Origin of the sequence: Roseburia hominis A2-183, from assembly GCF_000225345.1 — a bacterium.
In the GTDB taxonomy this organism is placed as follows: domain Bacteria; phylum Bacillota; class Clostridia; order Lachnospirales; family Lachnospiraceae; genus Roseburia; species Roseburia hominis.
Genome location: NC_015977.1, coordinates 3,357,720 through 3,379,045, shown reverse-complemented (window position 1 = coordinate 3,379,045; position 21,326 = coordinate 3,357,720). Strand labels below are relative to the sequence as shown.

The following is a 21,326-nucleotide window of genomic DNA, read 5'->3' as shown; positions in this document are numbered from 1 at the left end:
TGGGTATGGCAAATTTTTCAGAGCTGGATCGGTACTTATTTGGGCAGGCGACACACTATGAGATTTACCGGAAGCTGGGGGCGCATCCCACAGATGAATACGGCATCCGGGGAGTCTGCTTTGATCTGTGGGCGCCAAATGCCGCGCGTGTATGGGTCATCGGTTCCTTTAACGGATGGGATGAGGGCGCCAATGAAATGAAGCGCCTGGAGCCGGAGACGATGGGGATTTTTGAATTGTTTATTCCGGGTGTCGAGGAGGGCGATCTGTACAAGTACCTCATCGAGACGAAGGACGGAAAGCGCCTGTACAAGGCAGATCCTTATGCAAACTACGCGGAGTTAAGACCCGGAACGGCGTCGGCTGTTGCGGATATCGAACATTTTAAGTGGTCAGATGCCGAGTGGATGAAAGAGCGCGCCACACACAAGGAAGATGTATATGAACAGCCGCTTGCCATCTATGAGGTTCACCCGGGATCCTGGATGCGTCATCCGGGCAGACAGGATGACGGATTTTACAGTTATCGGGATCTGGCAAAATCTTTGATTCCGTATGTGACTGAGATGGGGTATTCCCATATCGAGCTTATGGGAATCTGCGAATATCCGTACGATGGTTCCTGGGGCTATCAGGTAACCGGTTATTATGCGCCTACCTCGCGCTATGGAACACCGGAAGACTTCGCTTATTTTGTAAATGAATGCCACAGACACAAGATCGGCGTCATCTTAGACTGGGTTCCGGCACATTTTCCAAAGGATGCGCACGGTCTGGCAGAGTTTGACGGAAGCTGTCTCTATGAGTATGCAGACCCGAGAAAAGGGGAGCATCCGGACTGGGGCACTAAGATTTTTGATTACGGTAAGAACGAGGTCAAGAATTTCCTGATCGGCAGCGCCCTGCTGTGGGTGGAGCATTACCATGTGGACGGTCTGCGTGTGGACGCGGTGGCGTCCATGCTGTATCTCGATTACGGAAAGGAAGCCGGTCAGTGGGTTCCGAACCAGTATGGCGATAATAAGAACCTGGAAGCAATCGAGTTCTTTAAACATATCAATACCCTGGTTCTCGGAAGAAATCCGGGAGCTGTCATGATTGCGGAGGAATCTACCGCATGGCCGAAAGTGACCGGACCGGTGGAGGATGACGGACTGAATTTCAGCTATAAGTGGAACATGGGCTGGATGCATGATTTTTTGGATTACATGAAGCTGGATCCTTACTTTCGACGGGATAATCATCACAAGATGACATTTGCGATGAGCTACAATGAGAGCGAAAAATACATTCTGGTGCTCTCCCACGATGAGGTTGTACATCTGAAATGCTCCATGATTAACAAAATGCCGGGACTTGGCATTGATAAGTTCCGCAATCTCATGGCAGGCTACGCGTTTATGATGGGACATCCGGGGAAGAAGCTTTTATTTATGGGACAGGAATTTGCACAGCTTCGCGAGTGGAGTGAGGAGCGCGAGCTGGACTGGTTCCTTCTCGACAATCCGGATCACAAGCATATCCAGAACTGGGTGAAAAAACTGCTTCATATTTACCGGAAGAATCCGGCGCTTTACGAGCTCGACAGCAGCTGGGGCGGTTTCGAGTGGATCAATGCGAACGATGCGGACAGAAGCATCTACAGTTTCATCCGCAAGAGCAAGGACGGAAAAAATCAGCTGCTCTTTGTGTGCAGCTTTACACCGGTGGCAAGACCGGATTACAGAGTGGGAGTGCCTGCCAAGAAGACCTACAAGCTGATATTGGACAGTGACTCCGAAGAGTTTGGAGGATGTAGCAGACAGCGTCCGCAGAGTTACAAGGCGGTGGAGGCCGAATGTGACGGCAGACCATACTCGATCGCGTATCCTCTGGAGCCGTACGGCGTGGCGGTATTTCGTTACTGATTGCATTTCGGGGGCTGGTGAAATGCGAAGAACATCTTAATAATGGTGCTGATATGACCGATATATATATCAGCTATGAATGGCGCATAGTGTTATGCGCCATTTTTATGCTTCATATTCGATTACTCTATAGAACCACAGCTGAAAAGGTAAAAGGAGTGCACAGGATGAGAGTAGAGCAGCAGAGCCAGAATATTATAGATGTTGTAAAGCAGAGTATCGGACCGGAGGAAAAGAGCGGGGCCGTTCTGAGCCAATATACCACAGGAGCCGCGGGAGCTGCCGTGGAAAAAAGCAGTGTCAGTGACAATGCGAAATCCGTGAATTTAAAAGATGCCACCTATGCCAAGCCGGCAGCGGAAGACAAGCAGACGGTTGCCGAGGAGATCGAAGCGTCCGCGACGCTTGATGTCGAAGAGCGCAAGAACCAGATGGCGGTGTTGTCCAACACTACCTCCCCGGAAGATTATGCGAAAATGCAGGAAGACGGATTTTCACTGGACGATACGACGACCAATACGATTGTGACCGAGACGGATAAGATTAAGGCACAGCTTGCAAAAGCGGGAGTGGATATCTCTTTCTTTGGAGATGATCTGGATTACGAGCAGATGGCGGCGATTACCGGAAGCGAAGCGCTTGCAAGACAGCTGGCGCAGGCAATGAAGGAAGCCGATCTCCCGTGCACCGAGGAAAATGTGCGGGGCGTGATGGAGGCGCTCTCACTGGCGCAGACACTTCAGACGCCGGGGGACGGCGCAGTGAAATATATGCTGGATAACGGGATGGAGCCCACGATCGGTAACCTGTACAAGGCAGAGTACAGCGGAAGTGCTGCTTATCAGGCAAATCCGGAGGCAGCAGTCGATATGACGATGTTTTCGGATCAGATTGACGCGATTATTGCGCGCGCCGGGCTTTCGGTGGATGATACATCAAAAGAGGCGTGCCAGTGGCTGCTGGACAATAGCGTGCCGCTCAATGAGGAGAATCTTGCTTACTATATGGAACTGAAAAATCTCAGTCTGCCAGTGCAGGCAGAGGCGCTGCTGGGCAGTATGGCGGCTGCGGTTGCAGAAGGAAAAAGCCCGCAGGAAGCACTGCTTGTGGATGGACAATCATTTGCGGACAAGGCGCAGGATGCCTGCGATGTGATCGGCGAAGCGACGGATGAGGATGTCGCATATGTCGTGGATCACGGCATGGAGTTAAATATCCGCAGCTTAAAAGAAGCGATGGCACATCGCTCGGGTGAGGAGACGGCGGATAGCGCTTCGGGAGACGCGCAGGAGGAGACGGCAGAGAGCAGTGCGGATGGCAGCACTGCTTATACACAGAGAGAACTGGATCTGCTGACCGCCAGAAGACAGCTGGAGGAGACACGTCTTGCGATGACAGCACAGGCAAACTATGCGTTGCTCAAAAAGGGAATCCAGATTGATACCCAGCCGCTGGCAGAGCTTGTGGAGGCTTTGAAGGAGACGGAGAACCAATATTACGAACAGCTGTTGAAGGGACAGGGTGTAGAAGCTTCGGAGACGAACGTGAATCTTTTCCGTGAGACCACAGAGCGTGTCAACGATTTAAAAACGGTACCGGCATACGTGCTGGGAGCGCAGGGAGTAAAGGATGCGTCTGTCGCAGAGGTTCATGATACCGGACGTGCGATGCGGGATACCTTTGAGCGTGCAAATCAGAGTTATGAGACCCTGATGACGGCACCACGTGCAGACCTGGGGGATTCGATTCAGAAGGCATTCCGCAATGTGGATGATATTTTGAACGATATCGGACTGGAGGCGACGGAGGCAAATCAGCGTGCAGTGCGCATCCTCGGTTATAACCAGATTGAAATTACACAGGAATCCGTGGCGGAGATGAAAGCGGCGGATGAGCAGGTGCAGCGTGTATTCCGCAACCTGACGCCGGCAACGGTGACGGAGATGATCCGCAGAGGAATCGATCCGCTGGATATGGATTTTAGTACGCTGAATGCGACAGCGGAGCAGATAAAAAGGGAGACTGGCGCGAACGATGAGCGCGGCTTCGGAGAATTTTTGTGGAAGCTGGAACGCACGGAGGGAATCAGCCAGGAAGAGCGGGCTTCTTATATCGGAACGTATCGCCTGATCCATCAGGTAGAGCAGTCGGACGGCGCCGCGGTGGGAGCACTTGTAAATCAGGGAGCCGATATCACCATGCGCAATCTGATGATGGCGGTCCGATCCGAGAGGCGCAGTGGAAAAATGGATTACAGTGTGGATGAATCCTTTGGAAAAGTGGAAGGCAGTGGATATTCCGGCACTTCCATCACCGATCAGATGGAAGCGGCATATCAGAACAACTGCGTGAAAGATGTCGCAGATCTGCTCACACCGGAGCGCATGAAGGTTGTCGCATCACAGACGCCGGACTGGGAGGAGATGACTCCGGAGCAGTTAAAGGAGGCGCTCGCGCAGGCACAGACAGACGATGCCAGCCAGGATTATGCATATGCGAAGGAGCAGCTGGATCAGTTATCGCAGAGCGCGAAAATGACGCAGGATATTTACACGGTACTGCAGAAGTACGACATTCCGAATACCATGACGAACGTCATGGCGATGGAAGCCATGGTAAATGACCGGAACGGCGTATTCCGCCAGATCTTCGGCGAGAGCGCAAAGGGAAGCCACAAAGAGGAAAATGAGGAGCAGCTTGCCCGGGCGAAGGAGCAGGTGCTTGAGGATTTCGGAGAGGCAATCGCAAGCCCGGAGGGACTTGCCGCCGCACAGGAACAGCTTGCTGAGGTTGCCGAGAATGTAATGAAGGGAATGATCGACAGCGATGACGTGACAAGCCTTGATATCAGGGAGATGCGTCTGTTGTCGGCACAGTTATCCATCGGCAGTATGATGGCAAAAGAAGAGCAGTATGCAATACCGGTGCAGACCGAGAGCGGTGTTGTCGGCATTTCGCTAAAGGTTGTGCGCGGGGATGGTGAAAAAGGGCTGGTTGACATCACGATGGAAACCAAGCTTCACGGTAAGATTGCGGCAACGTTCCAAGCAAAAGAGCATGGCGTCAGCGGTCTGATTGCATCGGACCGGGAGGATACCAAAGAACTTTTAGACAGCCGGCAGGAGAGCCTTACGGCAGTATTGGACAGTGGAAACGAGGCAGATCTTCACTATGCATGCATCGCAGATCTGGATCTGAACCATTTTTCAACAGGCGTCTTTGGCGTGGATGCACCAGAACAGCAGGAGACCACAGAGAAACAGTCGGATACGACGTATCAGGTGCAGACAACAAGGCTATACCATATTGCGGAAAGCTTTGTGCGGCAGGTGCAGGATCTTTTGCAGGGAACAGATGCGCAGGGAGCGGATGCATAAAACAGTTATAGCAGGGATTCTTCTTCGAGATAGGAGAGAATCCCCAGATAGATGGCATGAGCAAGCTTGCTCTGATAATCTTCGGTCAAGAGCAGATCGGCTTCGCTCTGGTTGCTTAAAAACCCACATTCTACGATTACCGTAGGTGTGGGTGTTTTTTTTAGGAGATAGTAGCTTTCGTTTGCCTTGGCGACGCGTGTATTCTGGGGATCGACTTCAGAGATCAGATGTTCCTGGAGAACGTCCGCTAAGCGCTTGCCGTTTTCGGACTGCCCGTAATAGAATACCTGGGCGCCTTTGATGTCTTCGGTTGTGTAGCTGTTCTGGTGAATGCTCACGGTGAAAGCGGGATTGGCGTCCGCGATTATCTGGCAGCGCTTCTGCATATCCGCGGCTTTTTTGTTGGTGGCGTCTGCGGGTGAGAGACCGGCGTCGGAATCACGGGTGAGAACGACAGAGATTTCTCTCTGTTCCAGAAGATCTTTTAATTTTAAAGCGATGGAGAGGTTGATGTCCTTTTCGAGTGCGCCGTTGATGCCCACCTTTCCGGGGTCACTTCCGCCGTGACCGGCATCGACGACAATACAGATTTTTTCACGTGCCGCCTTTTCACTCTGGACCAGTACGGCGCCCTGCTTTGCGAGAATGAAGGCAGCGGCCAGAAGACAGAGGCTCATGATAAGTTCCAACTTTTTTTTCATGAAATAAAAAACCCCCGGGGATTCGTTCATAAAATGATATTCACGATCCCCGGGGGTTAGAACGGCTAGTTGATGTATTTGATAATGGTATCCCAGACAGCCGGATCCTCCAGACCAAGCTTCCAGAAAGCTCCGCCGGCGAGCTGGTTGGACTGCATTACCTTTAACTTCTCCTCAAGTGAAGTGGCATCCTCCACCCAGATCTTGTAGGTGACGCCGCCGTTGATGTATTCTACATAATACTGTCCGTCTGTGTCGGACCACACCGGAACGGCTCCGTTCGTGCTGATCAGGTTCTGGACTTCTTTCATGCCTGCCGAGTAGCAGTCCAGCTCGTAGAGTGTATCACTGTCGGAGGTGTCCTCGGTTGTACTGACAGCCGCGCCATCGTCCGATACCGGAGTCTCGCTCCAGACACGTGTGTAAAACGGCATACCGAGAATCAGCTGGTCTGCCGGAACGCTTTGGAGCGTATCTGCGACACCCTGATTGACAAAACCGATGGACGCCACCGATCCGGCTTCCTCGGAACCTGCGTAATGCTCATCATATCCCATCAGTATGACATAGTCGGCAAAGACTGCCTGTTCGGAGCGGTTATAGAATGCCGTGTAAGCTGTTGGCGGATAATTATCGACGGAAAGGACAATGCCGTTGTTGGCACATTTCAGCGATAATTCCCGGATAAACTGGATATAGGAATCACCGATGGAAGGGTCGAGCGATTCAAAGTCCACGTTAATGCCGTCCAGCTTGTACTGGATCGCAGCGGAGATCAGGTTGTTGATCAGACTCTCACGTCTGGAACTGTAGGTCAGCACCTGCGTGGTATCCGGACTCTCCAGTCCCTGATCCTTGGCGCCGAAGTTGCTTACAAGCGCCCAGACTTCAATGTTGTTCTGGTGACAATAGTTTACATAATCAGAACTTGCCAGGGAACCGATGCCTCCGTTCGTATCCTTTAAGTAAAACCAGGTCGGAGAGATGACATTGAGTCCCTTGGTGTTTGAAAGTACGTTCGCAATGTTTGCGTTCGCACTGCTGTTGGTCACCTGATGCCAGCCGAGATTGATGGAGAAATCTTTTTTAATATGCGAAAATTCTTCCGCAGTGTAGTCGCTGGTCCGGGTCGCGGTGGAAGTGCTGCCGAGGGCTTTGGTCTTTACATAGCCGATGATGCCGTCCTCCGTCATCACCTTCGTCCAGGTCTCGTCCGGCTCTAAAACCGTGAGCACGGTTCCTTTTGCAAGGTCGGCGAGAATCGGACTCTTGATGCCGCCCTGATAGCGCAGCTCCGTGGATTTCTTGACAGGAGCGGTGTTGTAGTCGCCCCACTGGTTTGTGAGGACAACGCGGTTCGGCTGATCGTATACGGTATAATCAAAATCGGAATACTGTTTTACGAAATCGATCGCAATATATGCGGTGGAGGCATCTGCCTTTACAATCGTGTGATCTAACGTCCGGGCGTCTTTGGTCACATAGTAGGTCGTGCTCTCCGCATCCGCCGAGATCAGGTCGGTGGCGGTGGTGTATAAAAGCTTGTTCTCATTGGCATCCCAGAAAAAACGGCTGTTGATCTTATCGTGAACCGTCTCAAAATCCAGATATACGTTTCCGTCGATCAGTCGCCCCTGCACAGACAACACTTCATTATTAAAGATCAGGGCTACGGAATCATCAGATGCAAGCCCGTAATACTCGGATAACTCCTGGTGTTCCTTGGAGGGCGTGTATTTTTCGATCAGTCGCCCGAGCAGCATGAACAGAATGATAATGACGATTAAAACAAGAACGGCAATGACCGGTATAATATTCTTTTTTGTATTCTTCATGGAAAAACCCTTTCTTCTTCTGAGAGATTTCCCCTACATTGTAGCATATTGCAGCACAAAATCAAAGCTATTTGCATCTGCCATTTTTTGCGTGCCGCAGAATGAAAAACGGGAACCGGCCGCAGGAGATTGTGAACTCGGGCGGCAGTTCCCGGCTGTCTTTTTATCAAATAATATTCACTGCATAGACAGTATGACCGGGCATTGAGGAACTCAGTCATTCTGTTCCAGTTACGACTAGTTACGGAAGATCTTTTCTGATCTTATCAAAATGGACTTCCTTTAACACCCCCTCGTCAAAAATATAATCTCTCATGTACGTGCTTTCCTCCTGCACGCAGAGCTGGCTGGCTACATCCTGCGAGCTGCTTTTCGCGCCCTCCAGCCAGATGGTAATGCCTCGATTCTCCAGAGACGTAAGCTCCAGATAGAGTCTTTGCATATGTTCATCATTCACATTAGATTCCCCCAAATCTGAAAAATACCAAAAGGAATTCGCTGGTTACGTTTCGTGATATAAAAAAGATGGATCTGTCTGATCCCCGGCAGACAGTGTGTTGCGGTTACAATGAATAAAATGACAGAAGTATGTCAAAAAATAGAAAGTGCTCCTTCTCTATATGAAAAGGGTTTTTGATGAACGGAACCTCCTGCATGGATATGGAGTGCTGCCTGGAAAAAACGGAATGATTCTGGAATGTTCCCACCTGTACCAGATAATGATAACCTTCCCCAAGGTTTGTAAAGTTGTTAAATTGTTTGAAAAATTCCTCATAACTCCAGGTTTTCCAGAGTGCAAGACTGCCTAGCACAATCTTGCGGTCACAGCGCAGGAATTCTGCGGCAGCAGATTCGTTTAAGCTACCGAGATCCAGGATCAGATAATCATACCCCATATTCAGCAGGCGCGGCACAGCATCCGGCGCCAGATTCGGATAATAATCCACGCCGTGCAGACGGAAGTGAAAAAACTCTGCCTTTGAAGTGTCCGCGGTATCCGCCGCTTTGCTGCATTGTAAGGCATGGCGGTGTATGGAGTCCGCAAGAGCAGATTCCGGAATCAGCCGCGCCAGTTCGCTGCGCTTGTGAAGCTCAAGACAAGCGGTGCGCAGTCTTCGCCTGGAGGCACAGTATGTGCTAAGGCTTATGGCGAGCTGTGTCACGCCAGCCCCCGGATGACATCCGAGAATGCCGATGGTGATGTGTGCTTTGGTTTCGTTGCGATCAAAATAGAAGATGCCGTCTCCCTCCTTTCTTCGGTAAGATGGACGAAACAAGCCGTTCCTTTTCGGGTGTTGTATCGTATGGAACCGCATCTTCCGGAAAGCAGTAGACGCGGTGACCTAACTGCCGTGCGTATGCCTTTGCGGCAGAGCGGCAGCCGTGATTGCAGAGAAAACGTGTCTGTGGCAGCAGTGCCAGCTGTTTCCCATAGGCGGCTGCCTGTACAAAATCCCAGTCTCCTCCGTTTAAGACGAAAAGAATCAGGTCAAAAGAAGCCAGCTCGGCAAGCGCGGGCGCGCGGGTGCCATAGTCCCTTACAACGCAGTCATCCGGCGGAACGGAAACAGATACACTGTCCCCATAGTCCGGAATCCCGCGGAAGCTTCCATAAATAAAGATCCCGTTCTGGTCGATCAGACGATGATTTGCCCTGGCGGCGTGTAGAAGCGATGCGCTCCCGTCCGCGGCAGCATAGATTGCGGGAATATGTTTTTGATTCATGGTGCTGACAAGAGAAATGGAAATATGCGTGGCGCCTGCACCGGGTCTGCTCCCGATGACGGCAATGTTCCGAATGAGATGCGAAGACTGCTGATTCTCTGATAATGGTACACGAAGCAGTGCGGCTTTCAGATCGCAGGCCTCCTGACAGCGGTCTGCCGGATCTGCAGCGCACGCCTGCTCTAAGATGTACCGAAGCTGTCTGGAACAGCGGCAGGACATGGCGTCCGAAAGCTCCGTTAAAACCCTGCCGAGACTGTAGATGTCGGCGGCCGGAGTGACGGGCTGTCCGCGCAGGATTTCCGGTGCGCAGTAGCGGCTTGTCCCGTAAAGTTGGAAATTTTTTCCGAAACCGGTAAAAAAAGATGCAATGCCAAAATCGAGTAATTTTACCTGATCTCCACATAATATAATATGCTCCGGCTTTAAGTCCTGATACAGGATCGGGTATGGAGATAAATGATGCAGATAGGTAAAAATGTCGCATAGCTGTATGCCCAGTTTTACGATCAGTTCCTCAGAAATGCTTTTTTGATGAGAGACAAACGTCTCGAGTGATTCACCCTGAATGTATTCTTCAATCATATAAAGATAGGCGTCATCTTCGTCGATATCATATATGAGGGGGATTCCTGGATGATTAAGATTCTTCAGAAGAGCTGCTTCCGCGAGGAAGTCAGATTCCAGGGAGAAAGAAGATCTATCTGACAGAGATCTGGGGATTCGCTTGATGGCCCGATAAATCTTCAGCTTGAGATGCTCGGCGAGAAATACGGTACCGAAACTACCGGAACCGAGTACGGAAAGAATCCGGTACTTGCCGAACAGAATAACTTCTTCTATGCAAAATCCGCTCCTTTCATAGTGTGGCAGATTCGCATCTCATGCATATGTTTATAACATGAAAAATGTAGTTTGACAATAGCTTTTTGACAGTTTATAAAGATTTAATAAAAAGGTATACTTTACATCAATATAGCATTTGATTATAATAAATGTACAGTTTACAAGGTTTTCCGGATAAAGGAAGTAATGCGGGAGTTTCGCATGAAAGCTTGGCTTTCAGAATACGGAAAGGCGTGGTGTAGTATGAAAATTGAAAAAGTAAACGACAATCAGATTCGCTGTACGCTGACGAGGGAGGATCTGGCAGAGCGTCAGATCAAGCTGAGTGAGCTTGCATACGGAACGGAGAAGGCAAAGCTTCTGTTCCGCGATATGATGCAGCAGGCGGCGTATGAATTTGGTTTTGAGGCGGATGATATTCCGCTGATGATAGAGGCAATACCGTTGTCACAGGACACGATCATCCTGGTGATTACCAAGGTGGAGTATCCGGAGGAGCTTGATACCAGATTTTCCAGGTTCTCCGATCCGGATCCGGAAGACGTGTACGAGGAGGCAATGGCAGGCGGTGGAGCAGCACCGGCGCCGGAAGGTGCAGATGACATACTGGGGTTGTTCCGCAGGATTCAGGAAGAGCGCAGAAAGGCGGCAGATGCACAGGGCAGTAAGGATAGCTTCGTTTCAGAAGAGAATGATAAGAAAAAAGAAACTCCGGTAAACGTACTTGTAGACATTACGAAGTTATTTGTGTTCAGTGATTTTTCTGAGATAACCAGACTGGCGAACACGCTGCAGGGCTTCTATCAGGGGAATAACGATCTGTATAAGAATGAGGCGGCGCACAAGTATTATCTTCTGGTCAGCAAGAGCAGACAGACACCGGAAGAGTTCAACAAGGTGTGCAATATTTTATCCGAATACGGAACGCAGCAGACGTATACGCCGGCAGCAGGCGCGTTCATGAAAGAACACTATCAGGTGATTTTGAAAAATCATGCGCTTCAGACGCTTGCAGAGCTTTAAGGGTCCTGCGGCGTTAAGCAACAGAAAAAAGGGTATTCCGGTTCCAGTGGGAACCGGGATACCCTTTTCGTCTGGTGTCTGCCTGCGGATTAAGCGAGATCCTTTGCAAGGAAATCGTTGATCTCTTTTACCAGAGCGTCCGGATCGATACCGTGTACCATGGCAGCCTCTTCTACTGTCTCCATCTGGGAAGACGGGCATCCAAGGCAGTGCATTCCAATATTTAAAAGGATTGGTGCGATATTCTGATCGATCTGAAGTAATTCGCCAATCATCGTGGACTTTGTGATCTGTGTCATAATGATACCTCCTTATGTGATTATGGGCATGTATGATTACATTAGTATGCCCGGCAATGTGCTAATTATAATACGAAACGCGGCGGAATGCAAACAAAGTTTGCGTGAAATACACAGGAGTGCGGGAAATCTTTTCTGCCGGGTATTCAGTGAAGCGGCAAGTTGGTCGATATATAGGACAGATATGGATAAAGGAGAACGACAGGATGAGAATAAATTATAATGTTTCGGCATCGATAGCGAATAAGAATCTGCTCGGGATTGAGAGTAATTTAAGCCAGTCCATGGAGCGGCTTTCTTCCGGTTTAAAAATCAATCATGCAAAGGATAATCCGGCGGGAATGGCGATTTCCCGCAAGATGAAAGCGCAGATTGACGGACTTGACCGGGCATCCGCCAATGCGTCGGACGGTATTTCCGTCATTCACATTTCGGATGGTGCGTTAGGTGAGGTGACAAATATTCTGCAGCGTATGAGAGAGCTTTCCGTGCAGGCGGCGAGTGACGCGACGATGGGTCAGGAAGACAAGGAAGCTATTCAGAAAGAGATCTCATCTTTAAAGGATGAGGTGGACCGTATTTCCAAGGATACCGAGTACAATACGAAGACACTGCTTGACGGCTCGCTGGACACCAGAGTGTACACAAAGCATGCCAGCCGCATCCAGGTGACGGATCAGGTGAGTCCAGGAAATTACGAGATTAAAGTCAAAACGGCAGCAACACAGGCAGAGGTGACGTCCGGTGCAGATTTTAACAGCACGGCGGCAATCGGCGTTTCCGGCACGATGAGCGTCAATGGATCAACCGTTGAGATCGCGGCAACCGACACGTATCAGGAAGTATACGAAAAGCTCCGGACGGCTGGAGAGATCGGCGAGACACAGATCGAGCGCAGCAAGGCGGACGGAAGCCTGACATTCACTACAGACGCTTACGGATCTGACGCCACATTGAAGCTTTCCTTCAGCAATCAGGCGCTTGCCAATCAGTTTGCACTGTCCGACGCATCCGGCAATAACGGTCTGGTGCAGGATCCGGCGACAAAACAGTGGATTTACGGAAGCCAGCAGACAGATGCTTCCGGCAAGACGACAACGAGTGTTCCGAACGGATCGGACATGGAATTGGATGACGTGGCGAACTGGAAGGGATTTACCTCTTCCGCGACCGCAAAGTGCGACGGTAACCGTGTGACCATCACGGATCTGGGCGGTTTTTCCCTCTCATTCCTGGTGGAAGCAGGATATGAGGACGGTGCGACCAAGACAGATTCTGCCGGCAATGTGTTGGAGACCTATGACGGATCCCTCAAATTTGAGGTGACAGATATGGGAACCATGACGCTTCATATCGGTGCAAACATGGATCAGAATATGAACATCCGGATTCCGGAGATTTCCTGCGAGAGCCTCTATATCGACGATCTGGATGTGACGACGGTCAATGGTGCAGACCGTGCCTTAGACCGTCTGGATGATGCCATTGCAAGAGTCAGCGAAACACGTTCAAATCTGGGAGCCTATGAGAATCGTCTGGAGTATTCCACAAACAGTCTGGATGAGTTTGGGGAGAATATGACGGATGCGATGTCGAGACTTACGGATGTTGACATGGCGGAAGAGATGACGAACTATACACATCAGAATGTGCTCAATCAGGCGGCAATTTCTGTTTTGACACAGGCAAATGATCTGCCGCAGCAGGTACTGCAGATTCTGCAGTAGGCGCGATGAGGCATGAGAACGGAGGTCTGTCTTGAAAAAAGAACAGATTGTAGATTTTACCAGGCGGATCAGTCAGGCGAACCGGAGCGGACTGGTCGTGGTTATGTATGATATTTTTTTCACATATCTGGATGATGCCAGGGCGGCATACGATGCAGCCGACTGGGATGCCTACAAAGAAGCATTGCGGAGAGCGCAGCGCGCGATCGATGAACTGATATCGGCGCTCAATTTCTCCTATGACATGGCGAAGAATCTCTACAGTATCTATGTGTTCTGCAGAGATTCGATCGCAAAGTCTCTCTACAAGAGAGATCTGGCAGATGCCGAGGATGCCTGCCGCCTCATGAAAAAGCTCTATGACGGCTTTGTGCATGCGGCCGAGCAGGATCATTCGGAGCCGCTTATGAAAAATACGCAGCAGGTGTATGCCGGGTATACTTACGGACGTGACAATCTGGTGGAGACTTGTCAGGATTCCGATAGTTCCAGAGGATTTTTGGTATAAAAATCCTCTGGATTTTTTTGTGTGCGCAACTCATAGTTGCGGATGCTTGTAAGAAGAAATTTGTAGCGCATCTGCACGGAATTTAATTCATAAATGTAACAGTCGATCAGATCCGGATCGATGACGTTTTCCAGATTGCGGTAGGCGTCCTGCAGATCCTGTGCCGTCTGGTGCAGATCGTTTATCAGCAGCGTATAATGATTATCATTCGTTTTTTCGGGTTGAAAAAAACGCAGCATAGTTCCTCCAGATCTATGGGTTCTGCCGAAGTCTGCGGCAGTGTTGTTCCTTCTATCTTATTCAAAGTATAAGCAAATAAATCCCATTCTATACAAAAAACGGTAAAAATCTGTCCGTCCGCCGGAACAGACAAACTGGCATAAACGGACGCGGACATTCATAGATATAGAAAAAAGTGTGGAGGAAACGCCATGCAGGAAATGTCGCTGACATCATTCTGGATCATTGCGGGAAGCTGTGTGCTGGTCCTTGGAATTATGATATTAAAAAATCGTGCAAGGTTTGCATTAAATTTTCTGGTGCGCGCGGTTCTGGGTGCCTGCGCCATCGCATGTGTGAACAAATGGCTCGCACAGCAGGGAATCATGCTTGCCGTCGGCATCAATCCGGTGACCCTTTTGACAACCGGAAGCCTTGGTTTTAGTGGGGTTGCGCTTCTTTATGGAATTTTGCTGCTCAAAATTTTGTGAGAATCTTACAAATGTAAATAAAATGCGAAAAACCTATAGACAAAGCAAAAATGAATTGCTATAATCCGATTTACAAATGAACGAAGGGGTGGTGAGTTGGGGAACTTATGACACTGACGCTGTTGACGGTACTTGCATTTGCGGTCGCAGCGGACTTCCGGGAGATGCGGATCAGTAACCGGCTGATTGCTTCCGGACTTATGATGGGACTTGCACTGCGCATTCTGGGGGAAGGCGGTGCAGGCATTGTTCATTTCCTGGTGAACATTTCTATTCCGGTTATCTTATTGTTTCTTTTATTTCAACTGCGTGTAATTGGCGCAGGAGATATCAAGTTATTTTCCGTAGCTGGTGGATTTCTTTCAATGAGACAGTTGTTATATGTCATACTGGCGGCATTTGTGACGGCAGCAGTAATTGGACTGGGGAAGCTGCTGTATCAGAAGCGAATGGCGGGAATATTCGGGAATCAGAGAACACTGATTCATTTTTCAGCGATGATTTTAATTGGATATTTTATTGTAGTCTGGGGGTGTGCCATTGAATAAAATTGCGGTGGCAGTCTGTGATACAGACCGGGAATACCGGGACAGATTTGTCACATACCTGGTGGAACGCAAGGCGGAAGAATATGCAGTATCCGCATTTTCGATGCCGGAGAAGCTTTTGGAAGCGTTGGAGGAAGAGAAGCCGGATCTTGCGATATGCGGGACCGGATTTGAAGAGATGGCGGAGAGACTGGCGGGATACGATATTCCGGTGCTGGTCTTGCAGGAGACGATGGCAGATGCGGTTGCGGAATCGGTAACGTACGGTTCCGTGCCGGAAAGCTGCCGTGGAATCTGCCGTTATCAGTCCATGGAGGTCATTCTGCATGAGGTGCAGGTGATGACTCTGACGGGAGCCGGCAGCAGAAGGATGGAGAATGTCGGAACGGGAATGGAGGTAATTGGTGTTTATTCTCCGATCTGCCATGAAATGCAGATGCCGTTTTCGATGGTTCTCGCACAGAAGCTGTCGACGGAGAAGAAGGTATTATATGTGAATCTGATGGAACATTCCGGGATGCTGGAGCTGCTTGGCGTTCCGGGAGAATGTGATCTGGGCGAGGTGATTCTCGCATTGCGCAGGCAGCGCCTTACGGCGGAAACGCTTGGCAGAGGGATTCATGAGACCGAGTGGATGCACTATGTAGAACCGTTTGATAATCCGGAGGATCTGGGGGAGATGACCGCGGGGGATCTGCAGGAACTGATCTCCTTTCTGGAGAAGCAGACGTCATATGAGATCCTCCTGTTGGATTTTGGTCAGGGGTTAAGGGATTTTCTATCCTTTCTGGGGCTTTGCACCAGTATTTATTGTCCAATGAAGAGCGGCTTTTACTACGACTGCCGGATGGATCATTTCCGCAGATACCTGGAAAGAGAGCCTGCGGTGGACATTGCAGACCGGATGCAGGTGATAAGGCTCCCGTTTTCTGCAGGAAAGATACGTGCGGGAATGGATGTGTACCGTCAGTTTTTGTGGAGTGAATTTGGGGACTATGTCCGGAACCATATCGGTGGACAGGAAGAATAAGACCGGGACAGGGGGATGCGCAATGCAGATTGCGGGAGAAGAGATAGAACGGCTGCGCAGACAGATCATGGAGCAGATCGACCTGACGCGGACGGTGGAGGATGAGGAGGTATATCAGCTGATCGAAGCACAGGTAAGGGACTTTGCCAGAGAGAGGATGCTTACGCTGGGGGAGCGGGAAGCTGTGGTACAGACCTTGTTTTATTCCCTGCGCAAGCTGGATGTACTGCAGGAACTGCTGGAAGATCCGACGATCACGGAGATCATGGTAAACGGTGCAGAACATATCTTCTACGAGAAAGCGGGACGGCTGTACAAAGCGGAGTACGGGTTTTCCTCCAAAGAAAAGTTAAATGATGTGATCCAGCAGATGGCAGGATACAGCAACCGTATGGTGAATGAGGCATCTCCGATTGTCGATACCCGTCTGGCGGACGGTTCCCGCGTCAATATTGTGCTGGAGCCGGTGGCGATCGACGGGTCGGCCGTTACGATCCGGAAGTTTCCGGAAAATCCGATCGGTATGGAGGATCTCATCCGGATGGGAAGCATCTCACAGGAAGCGGCAGATCTACTGAAAATACTGGTGCGGTGCGGCTACAATATTTTCATTTCCGGGGGAACCGGTTCCGGAAAGACTACCTTTTTGAATGCACTTTCCCAGTATATTCCCCGCGAGGAACGTATCATTACAGTCGAAGATTCGGCGGAACTACAGCTTTTGGACAAGCCGAATCTAGTGCGGCTTGAGACGCGCAATGCCAATACAGAAGGCGTTACGCCGATCACGATCCGCGATCTGATCCGGACGGCGCTTCGCATGCGCCCCGAGCGCATTATCGTTGGGGAGTGCAGAGGCGCGGAGGCGCTGGATGTATTACAGGCAATGAATACCGGGCATGACGGAAGTCTCTCGACCGGGCACGCCAACTCGTGCAAGGATATGTTAAGCAGATTGGAGACGATGGTTCTGATGGGCATGGAACTGCCGCTTCCCGCGATACGCAGTCAGATTGCATCGGGGATCGATATCCTGATCCATCTGGGAAGGCTGCGGGATAAAAGCCGTAAGGTATTAAAAATAGTGGAAATAGCAGGAATGGAGCAGGGCGAGGTTATGCTCCATGAATTGTTCAGGTATGAAGAGTCCGGGGAGGAGGCAAGGCATGTGAGGGGAACCCTGATGAGAACCGGCCGGCTGATGCATACCGAAAAATGTGAGCGTGCAGGAATGAACCCGGAGAAGGAGGGGAGCAGTGGACTATAGAAAATACCGGGCAGGTTTTGTGGAGAAACTGGCTTGTGCGGCAGTGGGAGCAGGAGCGGCAGGAATGGCAGCGTGGCTGTTTTACCGGTCTGTGTGGGGAATGCTGCTGTTTCCGGCAGCGTACCTGGTATGCGTGAAAAAGTATTGCACTCTGCAAAAGGAAAAGAGAAAGGAACAGCTGCTCATGGAGTTCAAGGATGCCATGCAGTCTGCATCGGCGGCGCTGCTGGCAGGATATTCTGTAGAAAATGCATGGAGGGAGACGGAGAAAGAACTTCTGGAATTGCATGGGGAGAAGGGATTTATGGCGGCAGAGGTGCGCTGGATGAATGAGGGGGTGCGCATGAACGAACCATTGGAGCGACTGTTGCTTTCGTTTGCGGCGCGAAGCGGGTGTGAGGAGATCGAGAGTTTTGCGGAGGTGTTCGCGTTTGCAAAGCGGAGCGGCGGAGACTTTGTCCACATTATGCAGACGACGGTACAAAAACTCGCGGGGCGGATTGAAGTCGAAAGGGAAGTGGCAACCGTGCTTGCAGGAAAGCGTCTGGAGGGGCGGATTATGGAAATAATGCCGCTTGCAATTCTGGCATATCTTCAGGTGGCATCGGGAGAATTTCTGGACGCTTTGTATGGCAGCGCATTCGGAGTGGCTGTCATGAGCATCGCTTTTTGCTGCTATCTTGCCGCCATCAAATGGTCAGAGCATATATTGAATATTCAGATCTGACGAAAGGTTTGTGGATAAAGAGGGGGAAAATGTGATTGTATGTGGAATAGCGCTTGGACTGGCGGTGCTCGGATGGGCAGTCAGCCGGAAATGGGGCAGGAAAGACTGGCAGAAAGGGGCGGCAGTCATTGCGGCAGCGGCATGTCTCGGGCTGCTGTCCGGATACATGGAACTGCAGACAGATGAGGATCCGGAGAAGGGGCTGCTTCGGAGAGAAAATGGAGAAGGTGACTACGAGGCAGACCTGCGTATGTATGTGGATGGGGCGAAAAAGGCCAAAGCTTACAAGGTGCATGTGCCGGAGCAGGAGCTGACAAAGCAGGAGGAGCAGGCATATCTTCGAGCGGCAGAGGAAGAACTCATTAAGGAATTCCCGGGAGACAATGAATCTGTGAATTGTATACGGGATGCTGTTGTCATTCGTGAGGAATATCAGGAAGGGCATGTTGAGGCGGAATGGAGCTTTGACAATTACCGGCTGATAGAGAGCCGCACTGGAAGAATTGTGGGAGAACCGGACGAGGAGGGGGAGCTGGTGAATGTGCAGGTCACTCTGACATGTGGAAAATCCAGATGTGTACAGGAGTTTTATATCTGCGTGTATCCCAGACTGTTAGACGAGGAAGAGCGCTTCCGGAAGGGGATTTCAGAAAAGATTGCGCGACAGCAGTCGGAGGCGGGAGCAGACAGACTTTTTCTGCCGGATGAGGTGGAGGGACATACCATACACTGGGAGCAAAGGCGCGATCAGAGACCGGAAAAGATCCTTATACTGGGCGTGATTCTCGCCTGCTTTGTACCGGTGGTATCCATGAGCAGAAAGCAGGAGGAGCAAAAGAAGCGCAAAATGCTTCTGGAACTCGAGTATCCGGATCTGGTGAGCAAGCTGGCCTTGCTTCTGGGGGCGGGAATGACGCTTCAGGGAGCGTTCAGAAAAATTGCCGGAGCTTATGGACAGAAGCGGACACAGAATAAAACGGCGGAAATGCCCGCCTATGAGGAGATGCTGGTCGCCTGCCGACAGATGGAGAGCGGTGTGGGGGAACAGCGGGCGTATGAGCATTTCGGAGAACGGTGCGGTGTGGCATCCTACCGGAAGCTTGCCGGCATACTGACGCAGAATCTGCAAAAAGGAACCCGCGGTATTACGGTACTGTTGGAGCAGGAAGCGCAGAATGCGTTTGAGGAGCGGAAGCATGCCGCAAAACGTTACGGTGAGGAAGCCGGAACAAAATTGCTGTTTCCGATGATGCTGATGCTCGGAATTGTGATGGTGATACTGTTGGTGCCGGCGGTGCTGGCATTTCAAATTTAGAAAGGGAGGGATTCTATGAGAGGGATCAGAGAGTTTATCAGAGAAGAAGACGGTGTGGGAGTTGTGGAATTGATTCTGATTCTGGTCGTGTTGATCGGGCTGGTACTGATCTTTAAAGATCAACTTACAAGTCTGGTGAACGATATTTTCGATACGATCACGAAAAAGGCGGGAAAGGTCTGAGAATGAGAAAGAGAGCAAGTATTACGGTATTTTCCGCACTTGCGTTTGCGCTGGTGGCATCCTTCCTTATGGCTCTTCTGGAGGCGGGGAGGGTGTACCAGATACAGACGTATGCAGATATGAAGTCCACGCTTGCGCTGGAGTCGGTATGCGCAGAGTATCAGCCGGTGCTCTGGGAAGAATTTCATCTGCTGGGACTGGATGGCGCCTACGGTGGGGATATATTTTCCATGGATCATGTAACCGCTGTTTTAAGAGAGCGGCTTGACCGGAATCTGGACGTTGATGGAGCGGGAGGAAGCATCCTGCAGGTCACCCTTGCAGGAGCAGAGCCGGTGGCATACCGTCTGATGACGGATCAGGAGGGAAGCGTGTTTCTGCACTGTGTGGCAGCATATATGAAGCAGAATATGGCGATGGAGACCATACGGGCATTACAGGAACGCTATGGCGAGCATGAGCAGGTGGAACAGAGCGGACAGGGGGAAGAGAGTATCGAGGATGCCAGAACAGCGATCGAAGAGGCAAAAAGCGAACGCCGGGAACAGGCAGAATCGGACGGGACGGAAGCGGTGATACCGGAACTTCCGCCGGAGCAGGAAAATCCGCTAGAGGTTGTTCATGCGATAAAGCAGAACGCACTGCTTGGAATGACGCTGGGGGATTTTGGTGCGGTCTCGACGAGGCAGACCGATCTGGGTGATTCGATAGAGAGGCGGCAGAAACAGACCGGCAATATGGAAATACAGGTGTCGGACTGGTATGACAGAATACTCGCACTGGAATATATGGATCAATATTTTGGAGATTATCTGGGAGAATCAGAGGATCACGCGCTGGCATATGAACTGGAATATGTGCTGGCAGGAAAAGGATCGGATAAAGAGAATCTGGAAAGCGTCATCAAGCGCCTGCTGTTTGTCCGGGAGGCAGCCAATATCACGCATATCCTCGGAGATGGGGACAAGCGGGCAAAGACGCTTGGAATGGCGGAGGCGCTGGCGGGATTTACGGGAAATCCTGCGGTTGTGCGGCTTGTCCAGACGGGGGTAATCGCGGCGTGGGCGTATGTGGAGAGTATTTTGGACATCCGGGCATTGCTGGCGGGGGATAAGATTGCCTTGATAAAAACTGAGACGCAGTGGACAGCGCAGTTTGGCAGTCTTGCGGCGGCGTTTGAAGACGGCAAAAAGGCAAAAAACTGCGAAAACGGTGTGAGTTATCAGGGCTACCTGAAGGGATTCCTGTATACAGTGTCATCAGAGCGGCTGGCGTACCGGATGATGGACATCATGGAACGGACAGTACGCCTGCATCCAATGTATGCAGACTGCCGCATGGATCATGTGCTGTGTGGCATAAGTTACCGCATGGATTATGAGTGGCAGCCGTTGTTTTCCGGGCTGATGGTACATACAGGGAGAGATCTGTCCGGTCTATGCTATCAGACACAGCGAACGTTTTCGTATGATTGAGGAGGGAGGTGTTGCGGTGTCTCTTTATGAGGTAGAAGCAAGGCGAATCATAAAAATAATAAGAAAGGACAAATCTCTCCCCGAACAAAATTCCATATCTGGTTCAGAAAATATCGCGCGAAA

Annotated in this window: 20 protein-coding genes; 13 read left to right on the top strand and 7 right to left on the bottom strand. The window is 50.6% G+C overall.

Annotated features, from left to right (window positions below; genetic code table 11):
* Nucleotides 1–5: 5 nt before the first annotated feature.
* Nucleotides 6–1,907 (top strand): 1,4-alpha-glucan branching protein GlgB, encoded by a 1,902-nt coding sequence (glgB, locus tag RHOM_RS15410; RefSeq protein ID WP_014081200.1) that lies wholly within the window; start codon nt 6–8, stop codon nt 1,905–1,907.
* A gap of 167 nt (nt 1,908–2,074) precedes the next feature.
* Nucleotides 2,075–5,284, top strand: a complete 3,210-nt coding sequence (locus tag RHOM_RS15405; protein WP_014081199.1) for a DUF6240 domain-containing protein — start codon at nt 2,075–2,077, stop codon at nt 5,282–5,284.
* Between the two features lie 5 nt (nt 5,285–5,289).
* Here the strand turns inward: RHOM_RS15405 and RHOM_RS15400 are convergent, their stop codons facing one another.
* The 5 genes from RHOM_RS15400 to RHOM_RS15380 all read right to left on the bottom strand — a co-directional run bounded on the left by RHOM_RS15400 (nt 5,290) and on the right by RHOM_RS15380 (nt 10,355).
* A complete protein-coding gene (locus tag RHOM_RS15400) occupies nt 5,290–5,985 on the bottom strand; it encodes an N-acetylmuramoyl-L-alanine amidase (RefSeq protein WP_014081198.1) in 696 nt (231 codons plus the stop codon).
* A gap of 65 nt (nt 5,986–6,050) precedes the next feature.
* Nucleotides 6,051–7,820 (bottom strand): glycosyl hydrolase family 18 protein, encoded by a 1,770-nt coding sequence (locus tag RHOM_RS15395; protein ID WP_014081197.1) that lies wholly within the window; start codon nt 7,818–7,820, stop codon nt 6,051–6,053.
* 241 nt (nt 7,821–8,061) lie between these two features.
* A complete protein-coding gene (locus RHOM_RS15390; protein WP_014081196.1) occupies nt 8,062–8,277 on the bottom strand; it encodes a hypothetical protein in 216 nt (71 codons plus the stop codon).
* 106 nt (nt 8,278–8,383) lie between these two features.
* On the bottom strand, nt 8,384–9,097 hold the full coding sequence (locus RHOM_RS17505) for a hypothetical protein (protein ID WP_014081195.1): 714 nt from the start codon (nt 9,095–9,097) through the stop codon (nt 8,384–8,386).
* A complete protein-coding gene (locus RHOM_RS15380; protein WP_242823190.1) occupies nt 9,045–10,355 on the bottom strand; it encodes a serine/threonine protein kinase in 1,311 nt (436 codons plus the stop codon). Before RHOM_RS15380 ends, RHOM_RS17505 begins: the two co-directional genes overlap by 53 nt.
* 279 nt (nt 10,356–10,634) lie before the next feature.
* Here RHOM_RS15380 and RHOM_RS15375 point away from each other — a divergent pair, with 279 nt between their 5' ends.
* Entirely contained in the window at nt 10,635–11,414 is a 780-nt protein-coding gene (locus RHOM_RS15375) for an adaptor protein MecA (RefSeq protein ID WP_044024713.1), read from the top strand.
* A gap of 89 nt (nt 11,415–11,503) precedes the next feature.
* On the opposite strand, the gene RHOM_RS15370 is transcribed toward RHOM_RS15375, so the two are convergent.
* A complete protein-coding gene (locus RHOM_RS15370; protein WP_014081192.1) occupies nt 11,504–11,713 on the bottom strand; it encodes a DUF1858 domain-containing protein in 210 nt (69 codons plus the stop codon).
* A gap of 206 nt (nt 11,714–11,919) precedes the next feature.
* Here RHOM_RS15370 and RHOM_RS15365 point away from each other — a divergent pair, with 206 nt between their 5' ends.
* Complete coding sequence (locus tag RHOM_RS15365; RefSeq protein WP_014081191.1) at nt 11,920–13,440, top strand: flagellin N-terminal helical domain-containing protein; 1,521 nt, start codon at nt 11,920–11,922, stop codon at nt 13,438–13,440.
* A gap of 31 nt (nt 13,441–13,471) precedes the next feature.
* Nucleotides 13,472–13,948, top strand: coding sequence for a flagellar export chaperone FliS (locus tag RHOM_RS15360; RefSeq protein ID WP_014081190.1), 477 nt, complete (start codon nt 13,472–13,474; stop codon nt 13,946–13,948).
* Here the strand turns inward: RHOM_RS15360 and RHOM_RS15355 are convergent.
* Entirely contained in the window at nt 13,912–14,187 is a 276-nt protein-coding gene (locus tag RHOM_RS15355) for a DUF2508 family protein (protein ID WP_014081189.1), read from the bottom strand. The genes RHOM_RS15360 and RHOM_RS15355 overlap by 37 nt on opposite strands.
* 192 nt (nt 14,188–14,379) lie before the next feature.
* Between RHOM_RS15355 and RHOM_RS15350 the strand changes: the two genes are divergently transcribed.
* The 8 genes from RHOM_RS15350 (at nt 14,380) to RHOM_RS15320 (ending at nt 21,203) form a co-directional block, all read left to right on the top strand.
* On the top strand, nt 14,380–14,658 hold the full coding sequence (locus RHOM_RS15350) for a pro-sigmaK processing inhibitor BofA family protein (protein WP_014081188.1): 279 nt from the start codon (nt 14,380–14,382) through the stop codon (nt 14,656–14,658).
* A gap of 107 nt (nt 14,659–14,765) precedes the next feature.
* Entirely contained in the window at nt 14,766–15,206 is a 441-nt protein-coding gene (locus tag RHOM_RS15345) for an A24 family peptidase (protein ID WP_014081187.1), read from the top strand.
* Entirely contained in the window at nt 15,199–16,236 is a 1,038-nt protein-coding gene (locus RHOM_RS15340; protein ID WP_014081186.1) for a P-loop NTPase family protein, read from the top strand. Before RHOM_RS15345 ends, RHOM_RS15340 begins: the two co-directional genes overlap by 8 nt.
* Before the next feature lie 22 nt (nt 16,237–16,258).
* Nucleotides 16,259–17,503 carry a CpaF family protein gene (locus RHOM_RS15335; protein WP_014081185.1) on the top strand — a complete coding sequence of 415 codons (1,245 nt, stop codon included), beginning with the start codon at nt 16,259–16,261 and terminating at the stop codon, nt 17,501–17,503.
* A complete protein-coding gene (locus tag RHOM_RS15330; RefSeq protein ID WP_014081184.1) occupies nt 17,493–18,230 on the top strand; it encodes a type II secretion system F family protein in 738 nt (245 codons plus the stop codon). The genes RHOM_RS15335 and RHOM_RS15330 overlap by 11 nt, the downstream gene beginning before the upstream one ends.
* 31 nt (nt 18,231–18,261) lie before the next feature.
* Nucleotides 18,262–19,545, top strand: a complete 1,284-nt coding sequence (locus RHOM_RS15325; RefSeq protein ID WP_014081183.1) for a type II secretion system F family protein — start codon at nt 18,262–18,264, stop codon at nt 19,543–19,545.
* Nucleotides 19,546–19,560: 15 nt separating this feature from the next.
* On the top strand, nt 19,561–19,728 hold the full coding sequence (locus tag RHOM_RS17170; RefSeq protein ID WP_014081182.1) for a Flp1 family type IVb pilin: 168 nt from the start codon (nt 19,561–19,563) through the stop codon (nt 19,726–19,728).
* Between the two features lie 2 nt (nt 19,729–19,730).
* Nucleotides 19,731–21,203 carry a DUF5702 domain-containing protein gene (locus tag RHOM_RS15320; RefSeq protein WP_014081181.1) on the top strand — a complete coding sequence of 491 codons (1,473 nt, stop codon included), beginning with the start codon at nt 19,731–19,733 and terminating at the stop codon, nt 21,201–21,203.
* Nucleotides 21,204–21,326 lie beyond the last annotated feature (123 nt).